The organism is Helicobacter pylori (genome assembly GCF_001998165.1).
Taxonomy (GTDB): Bacteria; Campylobacterota; Campylobacteria; order Campylobacterales; family Helicobacteraceae; genus Helicobacter; species Helicobacter pylori_DL.
Map to the genome: position 1 here is coordinate 1 of NZ_MTWR01000056.1, position 10916 is coordinate 10916.

Sequence of the window (10916 nt, forward strand, 5' to 3'; positions counted from 1 at the left end):
AGCTAACGCTCAAGCAGAAATTTTAAGCTTAGCCCAACAAGTAGCGAACAATTTCCACAGCATTCAAGGGCCTATCCAACAAGATCTAGAAGAATGCACCGCAGGATCGGCTGGTGTGATTAACGACAACACTTATGGTTCAGGTTGCGCGTTTGTGAAAGAAACCCTCAATTCTTTAGAGCAACACACCACTTATTACGGCAACCAGGTCAATCAAGAGAAAGCTTTGGCTCAAACCATTTTGGATTTTAAAGGAGCCCTTAACACTTTAAACAACGACTCAAAAGCGATCAATAGTGCTATCTCTAGCTTGCCTAACGCTAAATCTCTTCAAAACATGACGCATTCCACTCAAAACCCCAATTCCCCGGAAGGTTTGCTCACTTATTCTTTGGATTCAAACAAATACAACCAGCTCCAAGCCACCACGCAAGAATTAGGCAAAAACCCTTTCAGGCGCTTTGGCATGATTAGTTCTCAAACCAATAACGGCGCGATGAACGGGATCGGCGTGCAAGTGGGCTATAAGCAATTCTTTGGCAAAAAAAGGAATTGGGGGTTAAGGTATTACGGCTTTTTTGATTACAACCATGCTTATATCAAATCTAATTTTTTTAACTCGGCTTCTGATGTGTGGACTTATGGGGTGGGAATGGATGCGCTTTATAACTTTATCAACGATAAAAACACCAATTTCTTAGGCAAGAATAACAAGCTTTCCGTGGGGCTTTTTGGTGGTTTTGCACTAGCTGGGACTTCGTGGCTTAATTCCCAACAAGTGAATTTGAACATGGTGGGCAATATCTATAGCGCTAAGATGAATGTGGCTAATTTCCAATTTTTATTCAATCTAGGCTTGAGAATGAATCTCGCCAGGTCTAAGAAAAAAGACAGCGATCATGCCGCGCAGCATGGCGTGGAATTAGGCGTGAAAATCCCTACCATTAACACGGATTATTATTCTTTCATGGGTGCTGAACTCAAATACAGAAGGCTCTATAGCGTGTATTTGAATTATGTGTTTGCTTACTAGGTGGCACAAATCCTCTTTTTAAGGGGGTTTCATTGCGAAATGCCCCCTATACGCTTATGAGTTTTGATTAAAATTTAGTTGTTCATAAAAGCATGAAAGCCTTTTAAAAAACGCTTTTTAACTTTTTTTCATTTTCTTTTCTATGAAAATGTTTAAGCATTCTATGAGCAAGGCAAAACCAATACCCGCATACAAATAATTTTTATCAACATGCAAATGCAAGCCTTCTAAAAACAAAAACACGCCCACAACGAGCAAAAAAACAAAGGCTAAAGTTTTGATGCGATAATGCCTTTCAATAAAATCGCCAACGATTTTGGAAAAAAACATCATCACGATTACAGATAAAATAATAGCAAGCGCCATGACTTCTAGGTGTTTAGCGATCCCAATAGCCGTGATCACGGAGTCTAAAGAAAAGACAATGTCTAAAAACATGATTTCTATTAAGGTGATGGAAAAGCCAAACGCTTTTTCTTGGCGTTTTTCTTTAGGATAGATCTGCTCTTTTAGTTCCACTAACGCTTTAAAAGCTAAAAACACCCCCCCTGCAAGCAGCACCACATCACGCCATGAAAAGCTCATGCCTGATAAAGTGAATAAAGGCTTTTGCAAATGGCTGATAAAAAACAAGCTCCCTAAAAGCCCTATACGAGCGATCATCGCTAAGCCCAAGCCTAAAATCATGGCTTTATTTTGCTGGTGTTTGGGGAGTTTATAGACCATCACCGTGATAAAAATGATATTATCAATCCCTAGAACGATCTCTAAAAGCGTGAGCGTAGCCAAGGAGACTATGCCATGCGGTGTAGAAAGAGCATCTAAGAGTGAGGATAAAAATTCCATAAAAGGCTACAACCAGCCTTTCTTTTTAAAATAGAGCACAGGCAAAATCGTAGAAATCGCCATGACAATCAGCGCGAAAAGATACCCGTATTGCCATTCTAACTCCGGCATGAATTTAAAATTCATGCCATAAATCGTGCCAATCAATGTGGGGGGCATCATCGCCATAGTCGCCACAGTGAAGAGTTTGATGATTTTATTTTGCTCCACATTGACTTGAGAAGCGAACAGGTTTTGAATGTTATCAAGCGAGTTGAGATTGACCGTTGTAGACTCCACTAAAGAGCTAAAATCGGTTAAAATGATATTTAAATTATTTTTAGTATCGCTATCCACTTTATTGCTCCTTAGTAAAGCGGTGATAATGCGCCGTTTGTCAAAAAAGGAATCCCTTAAAGCCACATTAAATTCTTGCAAATTGGACAAGCGCACTAAAATATCATCATGCGTAGAAGTTTCTTTGAAAATGATGTTTTTACGCAACAGGCTCGTTTGTTTGTTGATCCACTCTAGGCATTCCACCCCTTTTTCAAAATACACTTCAAAGATTTTGGTTAGAATATCAAACCCGTCTTCAAATTTTTTAGGGCTAGCTAAAACCTTTTTTTGGATAGAATCAAAGATTTCTAAAGTCCCATAATAAATCGTGAAAAGAATGTTATTAGACAAAATAAAGGTCGCCATTTCCGTGTGGAAAGTCTCATTTTCATCCTGGTTGGTGAAAAAAGCGTTGATCGTAACGCTGGAGCTGTCTTCCCAGTATTTGGTTACTGATGAGACTCGTTGGGAATGGTCTGTGTTGTAGTGGATAGCGTATTCTTGGCTTAGAGTGGCCAATTCATTGGGCGTAGGGTTGATGAGTTCAAACCATAAAACCTCATTTTCTTCTATATCAAAGCCATTAAAATCATTAAAGCGTTTTTTAATGACAAATTTTTGCTGTTTGAAAAACACATTCACCATAAGCGATCCTTAGAGTTAATGGCGTTTATCCAAAACCTCAAAACAAGGTAAAATTTTGCCCTCTAACAATTCCAAGCTCGCTCCCCCACCGGTAGAGATAAAGCTCATGTTATCCTTTTCGCCCGCACGGTTGATCGCATCAATGGTATCGCCCCCACCAACGAGCGAGAAAGCGTAAGTGTCAGCGATCTTATGGGCTAAAAAGGTTGTGCCTCTAGCGAATTCTTGCTTTTCATGCACGCCTAAGGGGCCATTCCATAGGATCGTGGGCGCGCTCTCTATGACTTCAGAAAATAATTTCAAGCTCGCAGGCCCTATATCAGCGATCTTGTGCTTAGGCTCAATGTCTTGGACGGGTGAAATTTTGATGTGTTTGGGGTTGAGAATGTCATCAGTGGTAACAGCGTCTATGGGTAAATAGACTTTGACTTTTTTTTCTTTCGCGCTTTGCAATAACTCTAGGGCGTCATTGATTAGAGCGTCTTCTACAGAAGAATCTTGCACATCATAGCCTAAGGCTTTTAAGAAGGTGTTGCTCATCGCTCCGGCAATGATGAGCTTGTCAATGAGATCTAAAATGTTTTTTAACAAAGTGAGTTTGGAGCTGACCTTAGCCCCCCCCACAATCAACAATAAAGGGCGTAAAGGGTGGTTAAACGCCTGATAAAACGAATCAATTTCTTTTTTGAGTAAAAACCCGCTCACTTTTATGGGAGCGAATTTGGCGGTGCCATAAGTGCTGGCATGCTTTCTGTGGCTCGTGCCAAAAGCGTCATTCACAAACACATCGCACAAGCTCGCTAAATCTTTAGCCAGATTTTCATCATTTTCTTCTTCGCCTTTTAAAAAGCGGATATTTTCTAAAAGAAAAATCCTTGTGGGCGCGTTTTCGTTTAGGGCTTGCTTGAGTTGCACGATATTTTGAGAAAAAACCACTTCATGATTTAAGAGTCTTTCAAGGCGTTTTAAAAAAGGCTTTAAACTTAATTTTTCTTCAACCCCTTTAGGGCGGCCCAAGTGGCTCACTAAAATAATATCTTTAGCCTTGTTGTCAATACAAAATTGGATGGTGGGCAAGCTCTCTCTAATGCGCGTGTCATCAGTGATATTCAAATTTTCATCTAAAGGCACATTAAAATCCACCCTAATAAGCACCCTTTTATGGCTCACTTCCACTTCTTGAATGTTTTTAACGTTTTGCATAAACGACATTTTAGCTAACATGAAAAATCCTTTCTTTTAATTTTGTGCTATATATTGCGCCATGTCTATCAAGCGCTCGCTATAACCCATTTCATTATCATACCATGCCAATACTTTAGCATTTTTTTCGCCTATCGTCATGATTTGGTCATCAATCACGATCGCGCTAAAAGGCGAAGAAATAAAATCGCTTGAAACGAGCCTTTCTTCATCAATGCTTACAATCCCTTTAAAGGCATGCTTACTGGCGTCTTTAAGCGCATGCTGAACGCTTGCTTTGCTCACAACTTTTTTAAAGCTCAAAGATAGATCCACTAAGCTCACATTAGGGGTAGGCACTCTAATCGCAAGGCCTGTAATCTTAGGGCCTAAATGCGGTAAGACTAGCGAAATGGCTTTGCTCACGCCGGTGCTTGTGGGGATAAGGTTAAGGCTAGCCGCTCTAGCGCGGCGGATGTCTTTGTGCTTGGTGTCTAAAAGGTTTTGATCGTTAGTGTAGCTGTGGATGGTGGTTAAAAGCGCGTTTTCTACTTTAAAGACTTCATCTAAGATTTTGAGTAAAGGAGCGGTAGCGTTAGTCGTGCAAGAGGCGTTAGAAATCACGCTTTCATTATGATAATTAGTGTGATTCACCCCATAGACAAAGGTAGGGGCGTTTTGCGCGGGAGCGGAGATGATGACTTTTTTCACGCTGTTTTTAAGATGAGCGCTTGAAGCTTCTAGGGAATTGAATTTCCCCGTGCATTCTATGATGATTTCTGCGTTAGCGGCAGAAAAATCAAGCTTGTTAATGTCTCGCTCGCTCAACACTAAAATATTTTTACTATGCCCGATATTTAAAGTTCTATTGGCATTCAGTTTGGCTTCAAAATGCCCATGCACGCTATCATGGCGTATCAAATGCAAAAGAGTTTCTAATTCAGCGGTAGAATTGATGGCTACGATTTCCACGTCTTTTCTTTGACTAGCGACCCTTATAGTGCACAAACCGATGCGCCCGGTCCCATTGATAGCGATTTTAATTGGCATGTTTTCCCTTTATTCAAAAATTACCATTTTATCACAAATGCTCTTAAATAAAGGTATTCTTAAGGGGTTCTATCTCATTAAGCATCAATCACAAGCTGAAATCAAAATCCTTGCGATAAACCTCTCTATAAGCTTTTTGAACGCTTGTAAAAACCCCACTCCCTAAAAACCCCCTAGATAATGGGCTAGGGTGAGGGGCTGTGATGATGATGTGTTTGTTTTTGGGGATTAGCGCGATCTTTTTTTGGGCGACTTTCCCTAATAACACCACGATTAAAGGGGAGATCGTTTCAAAAAGACGCATCAGTATTTGATCGCTAAAAGCTTCCCAGCCAATATGCTTGTGCGAAGCGGCTTGGTTTTTTTCCACGCTTAAAATGGCGTTCAATAAGAGCATGCCCCTTTTAGCCCATGCGCTCAAATCCCCACAACAAGGCACAGGCACGCCCAAATTCGCATGCAATTCTTTAAAAATATTTTTTAAGCTTGGAGGAATGGGGGCGTTTTTTTCCACGCTAAAGCTTAAGCCCATCGCCACCGGCAATTCTTGCTCATTTTCTAGGTAGGTGGAATGGTAGGGGTCTTGTCCTAAAAGGATGATTTTAACCGCACTAGGGGGCGTTAAATTGAGCGCATAAAACAGATTAGAGCTTTTAGGGAAAATGGTTTTAGGGCTTTTTAGGGCTTCTAGGTAGCGTTTTTCTATTTCTAAAAAATAAGGCTTTTTAAATTCGCTTTGCAAAAACTCCCGCCAAGCCAAACTCAAAGGAGTGCAGTCAAAAAGCTTCATGCGTTTAATTCATGGTAGTGTTTTAAATACTCTTTTTGCATGCGTTCTTGTAATTCTTCATACCAGGTGGGCGAGCTAAAATCAGGCGTATAGCTTTCTAGCATGACTAAACGGGTGCGCGCTTTATAGGCTTCTAGGGGCTTGGAATTAAAGATTTTAATGGAATTGATTAACACCATGGGCTGGATTTTGAGCTGGAATTTTTCGGCGATGATTTTAGCCCCTTGCTTGAAAGGGAGGAATTTTTCTCCCCCTTTGCCTCTAGTGCCTTCAGGGAAAATCACTAAAGGGCGGTTTTGGTCTAGTTTTTCTTTACATGCTTTCAAAAGGCTCACAATCCCCTTTTTATCCTCTCTGTCAATCAAAATCATTCCCGTATCCGTTAAGGCATGCCCATAAAAGGGGATTTCGCCCAACTCTTTTTTAGCGATCCAGCAAATATTGCTGGGGTGGTAGGCTTCTAAATAAATAATGTCCAGTAAGCTTTGATGGTTTAAGACAATGAGTTTAGCGTCCATATCAAAAGTGCCTATTTTTTCTAAAGTAACCCCGGTAAGGGAAAAAAAGCACGAACAAGCCCTACGGCTGGAGCGGGCGTTATTGTTTTTGCGGTTAAAATAATTGAAAACAATGATAACGGCTAAGCCTATAGCGATCACTAAAGCTCTATAAATCGCTCTTAAACGATTGGATTTTTTATTTGACTTCATCTTTTTTGACCCATCCTATTTGTTCATGCGGCGTTAGGATTTTATAATAATCATCATGCGAACCTAAGATTTTAATCGGCATTTCATTTTTAGAAAGCCCTAAAATGGTGGAATTTTGCGTGGGCAGAATGCGGATTTTTTTATGAGCGAGCAAAATGGCTGATTTTTGCGTGAATAAAAGGTGATACAAAACAAACCCTAAGCACAAAATCCCAAGCCCTAAAAAAATGAGTTTGCGCCCAAAAATGAAGAACAGCACCAAGAAAAACACGCACAAAGCGAGCAACGCCACATTAGAAAAGACTAAAAAATTGTTTTTAGGGATGAGATCGCTTTGAATACCGGTAGTGTCTTGAGTGGGAATGGTTGAAAAAGATAAGGTTTTAAATTGCTTATTTGAAAGCGAAAAATAATCAAAAGAAAGGTTTTGAAGGGTTTTAGGCAACACACAATAATAAAAAACGCTCCCTTCTTTAGCCTTGATCTGGTTTAAAGAGGCGTTATCAAACCCTTGTTTGATCGCTTCTTTGATGTGAAAATCTTCCCAATTAGCCTCTTTGAACGCTAATTCCATCACCAAAATATTGTTTTTATCGTCATAGTCTTTGGTTTTGTATTGCAAGACTTGCAAATCTTTGGCCATGACATTCGCGTAATGAGGGTTTTTGGACAAATCCGTTACCTGCAAAGCAACTTTTGGGGCTATGGAATGATCGATGTATTTGTCTTTATTGGAAAACGCGCTCACTTCTAAGGACGGGATACTCGCCCTTATGCCCTTAATCTTGTAATAATAAGTCGCTCTGAAAAGCTCTTGTTCCACCTTTTTCCATTTAGGCATCTTGTTTAAAAGCTCAATTTGGGTTTTATCCAACCCGTCTTTGATTTTGGCTTCCAAAAACTCAGCGTCAAACAGCAATAGATCATAAGTTACGCCTATGATTTGACCGATATAAACCGGGTTGTTTTCTAAATCTTCTAATTGGGGGATTTTCACATAAGCCACTTTAGCTTTGATTTCTTCTGACTCATTAGCGTTCTCGGCAACCAAAAAGCTTACCAAAAGGCTTAAAATCAAACTGATGATTTTAAGGATTTTGATTGGATGAGCGAAAAAACCCATTAACGATTTTTCAAATAAAAACCCCATGAGTTTTTATTTCTTCTTAGGCGCTTTTTCATCCATTTTCTCATCCACGATAGACCAGGTTTTCAAGCTGTCAATAGCGGTTTTTAGCTGAATATCATCATTGATCATTTTAGGAGTAATCTCTTTTTCCTCTTCGTTTTTCTTGTCTTTATCCGCCTCTTTGGAATTAGGGGTTTTATCATCAATCTTTTTAAGCTCTTGCTCTAAATGGTGTTTTAGATCCGCTTCTTTCAAGCTGAATTTATTTTCATTTTCTGGCGCTTTACCCGGATAAATCACAATATCAGGCGTGATCCCCTTAGCTTGAATGGTGCGCCCGCTCGGCAAATAGTAGCGCGCGGTCGTGATTTTAATGGCTTCGTCCTTATTGACAGGGAGCAGCATCTGCACGCTTCCCTTACCAAAGGTTTTTTCACCGATAATCACGGCTCGTTTGTGATCTTGCAGCGCTCCTGCGACAATCTCGCTCGCGCTCGCTGAACCGCCATTGACTAACACCGCAATAGGTAAATTGGTATAAGGGGCTCTGCCGTTAGCCTTGTATTCTAAATTTTCTTCTTTATTTTTGCCTTTTTGAGAGACTAAAACCCCCTCTTTAATGAATAAGTTAGACAAGCCTACTGCTTGGTTTAATAACCCTCCAGGATTCCCCCTTAAATCCAACACGATCCCCTTAGCCTTAGGGTTAGCTTTTAAGCCGTCTAAAACCGATTTGGTAACATTCTTGTCAAAACCACTCACTCTCACATACAGATAAGGGGTTTCTTTAATCTTTTTCACATAGACAGAGGGGAGTTTAATGATGTCTCTAATAATGTTAAACACCAAGGGTTTTGGCTCGTTTTTTCTCACAATGGTGATCTGAATAGGGGTCTTTGGCTTGCCGCGCATGAGGTTGATCGCATCATCAATGCTCATGCTCAGCGTGCTTTCGTTATTGATTTTTAAAATGTTATCGCCTGACTTAACCCCAGCCTTGTAAGCGGGAGTGCCTTCTAGGGGGGCAATAACGGTCAAAACGCCATCGCGCATGCCCACCGTGATCCCAAGCCCCCCAAATTCGCCCTCGGTTTGGGCTTGAAATTCCTTAAACTTCTTTTCGTTCAAATACGCTGAATGCGCATCCAAATTAGAGAGCAAGCCTTCAATCGCTTTAGTCATGATCTCAGAAATACTGATTTTATCCACATATTTTTTTTCAATTTCTGAAACCACATTAGAGAAACGACTGAACGCTTCCACCCTTTTAGCCGCTAATTCTTGCGGATCTTCTTTAACCGGCTTGACCGGCTTTTTTTCCTTAACTTCACCACCATGCAAACTCACAGCAAGAGAAATCGCTAACAACCCTTTAAAAAGTCGTTTTGTCATTGTTAATAGCACCACCCATTTTTGAGATTAGAAAGAATCACCTTTAAGGTTTTATTCAATTTTTGCGTTTATTCTATCTAAAATTTAGATAACATGCCCATTCATTCACTCATTTTGAGCCTAATCGGTATAATAAAATCGCATAGCTCCCCGATCCATTCACATGCAAATCGCAAAGCATGCTCGTTACAAAAACATTAGAAATGGGGCTTACTTTAGAGCCTCTATCGCAAAGACAATAACTTTTCCTCTAACTTTGACGCTAATTGCTGATAAATCGTTTTATTTTGTCGTTTAAAATACTCTACTAACATTTTTAAAACTTTTTGTTCTGGGAATAAAATTAACACAAGATTGAAGATTTCATCATTATCCAAAAGTTTTCTATAAACGCTTGGCGCTAGATCTTTGATTTCTTTAAAGCTCTCTAAAAGATTTTCATCAAAATTCAAACTGGGTAAATCGGGTAAAATTTCACGCCGCTAAATGGTTTAAAACCTCATCCCAAACTTGGGGGATATTAAGTTTTTCAAACAACTCCTTACCATAGCACAATTTCAAAGGCACGCCATAATCAACAGATAATTTTTGCAATTCTTCCTTATAATAATTTTGATTTTTATTCAAACTCTCATCTATAAAATAAAAATAACCTTGAATGTTTTCGCCATAACGATGGATTAAAGCCTCTAATTTTCTTTCAAAGTTATCTATTTGCCCTCTCTTTTTGGCGCTGTCATGGTCGTCTCGCATTTTTTGTTCTATAAAATAATAGGTGTTATCTTTCTTAGCCAACTGATCCAATTCTAAAGATTCCCTTTTTTCTTTATCCTTATTGTAATAAGGAATTTTTTTAGATAAAGGTGAAAAGTTATGCTCTTTTAAATATTGTTCTATTAAACATTCAAACGCATCGCCAAACTTAATCTCATGGGAAGTCAATAAATTTTGTAATAATTTTGTTTTAGGCTTAGTGGGTCTAAAAATCCCCAAATAGCGTTCAGGATTTTCAGCAATATTTTCAAGTAATTTTGCTTTAGATGTTCCAAAAACAAAACGATTAAAAATCTCGTTAAAGGTTTGATAGTCCATTAAGAGTCCTTTTGGCAGATATAACGCAATTCATCTAGCAATAAAAATTGATTTTGGTAATACGCATAAAAAAATTTCCAGCCATTATGGTTGGTTTTATTCAAATATTTAGCGCTCATTTTATGAATAGAAGTTTCATAATTTTCATTATCCCTCACTTGTCCGTTTTCTAAAACTTGACAAATTTTTTCTTTATTAGATGAGTATAAAAAATCCCCGATTTTTAATAATTGTTTAGAAATTAAAAGACTCATAGGGATTTTTGGGGGTTTAGTTTCTAAATCTAAATTAGTGATAAAATCGCTTTTATCCCTAGTGTTATTCAGGCGTTTTGTCGCTTCTTTAATATAGAAAGAATCTTTTTCAATGCCAATAAAACACCTGTTCATAGATTTAGCCACAGCCCCTGTTGTGCCTGTGCCAAAAAAGGGATCTAAAATAATATCTTTAGGTTTAGTCGCGCTTAAAATGATTTTTTTTAAGAGAGCTTCTGGTTTTTGCGTGGAATGCACTTTTTTACCTTGCGCGTCTTTTAGTCTTTCGTTACCCATGCAAATAGGGATTTGCCAAACCGATTTTTCTTGTTTGTCGTTATTGAGATACTTCATTGTTTTATAATTAAAGGTAACTTTGCTGTTTTTGTGTTTAGCGCACCAAATAAGCGTTTCATGGGCGTTACATAGTCTCTTGCCAGCAAAATTAGGTACCGGATTACTGTTCCTTAAAACA

At 38.9% G+C, this 10916-nt stretch carries 10 protein-coding genes and 2 pseudogenes; 1 reads left to right on the forward strand and 11 read right to left on the reverse strand.

Annotation, left to right across the window (positions count from 1 at the left end):
- Positions 1-1033: outer membrane protein (locus tag BZK24_RS06770; protein WP_143424393.1), on the forward strand; the 1033-nt coding region annotated here is incomplete at its 5' end.
- 117 nt (positions 1034-1150) lie between these two features.
- Here BZK24_RS06770 and BZK24_RS06775 read toward each other — a convergent pair.
- The 11 genes and pseudogenes from BZK24_RS06775 to BZK24_RS06825 all read right to left on the reverse strand — a co-directional run.
- Entirely contained in the window at positions 1151-1879 is a 729-nt protein-coding gene (locus tag BZK24_RS06775) for a TerC family protein (protein ID WP_077644064.1), read from the reverse strand.
- A gap of 6 nt (positions 1880-1885) precedes the next feature.
- Positions 1886-2842: a magnesium/cobalt transporter CorA gene (corA, locus tag BZK24_RS06780; RefSeq protein WP_000248511.1), complete on the reverse strand. Its 957-nt coding sequence runs from the start codon at positions 2840-2842 to the stop codon at positions 1886-1888.
- A gap of 15 nt (positions 2843-2857) precedes the next feature.
- The gene (locus BZK24_RS06785) at positions 2858-4066 is read right to left on the reverse strand and encodes a phosphoglycerate kinase (protein ID WP_077656960.1); all 1209 of its coding nucleotides are present in this window, start codon (positions 4064-4066) and stop codon (positions 2858-2860) included.
- Positions 4067-4081: 15 nt separating this feature from the next.
- Positions 4082-5074 (reverse strand): type I glyceraldehyde-3-phosphate dehydrogenase, encoded by a 993-nt coding sequence (gene gap, locus BZK24_RS06790; RefSeq protein ID WP_021173031.1) that lies wholly within the window; start codon positions 5072-5074, stop codon positions 4082-4084.
- An 88-nt stretch (positions 5075-5162) separates the two neighbouring features.
- A complete protein-coding gene (gene ung, locus BZK24_RS06800; protein WP_077656962.1) occupies positions 5163-5864 on the reverse strand; it encodes a uracil-DNA glycosylase in 702 nt (233 codons plus the stop codon).
- A complete protein-coding gene (locus BZK24_RS06805) occupies positions 5861-6574 on the reverse strand; it encodes a 1-acyl-sn-glycerol-3-phosphate acyltransferase (RefSeq protein WP_077656963.1) in 714 nt (237 codons plus the stop codon). Before BZK24_RS06805 ends, ung begins: the two co-directional genes overlap by 4 nt.
- On the reverse strand, positions 6561-7724 hold the full coding sequence (locus BZK24_RS06810) for an SH3 domain-containing protein (RefSeq protein ID WP_077656964.1): 1164 nt from the start codon (positions 7722-7724) through the stop codon (positions 6561-6563). The genes BZK24_RS06805 and BZK24_RS06810 overlap by 14 nt, the downstream gene beginning before the upstream one ends.
- A gap of 6 nt (positions 7725-7730) precedes the next feature.
- Positions 7731-9095 carry a S41 family peptidase gene (locus tag BZK24_RS06815; RefSeq protein ID WP_164855460.1) on the reverse strand — a complete coding sequence of 455 codons (1365 nt, stop codon included), beginning with the start codon at positions 9093-9095 and terminating at the stop codon, positions 7731-7733.
- 109 nt (positions 9096-9204) lie between these two features.
- Positions 9205-9330: pseudogene (locus BZK24_RS09655) on the reverse strand (DNA methyltransferase); the annotation flags it as partial.
- Positions 9320-10187, reverse strand: a pseudogene (locus BZK24_RS06820) (HpyAIV family type II restriction enzyme). The pseudogenes BZK24_RS06820 and BZK24_RS09655, both read right to left, overlap by 11 nt.
- Positions 10187-10916 (reverse strand): DNA-methyltransferase (locus BZK24_RS06825; RefSeq protein ID WP_077656966.1); only part of this gene is annotated, 730 nt, incomplete at its 5' end. The pseudogene BZK24_RS06820 and the gene BZK24_RS06825, both read right to left, overlap by 1 nt.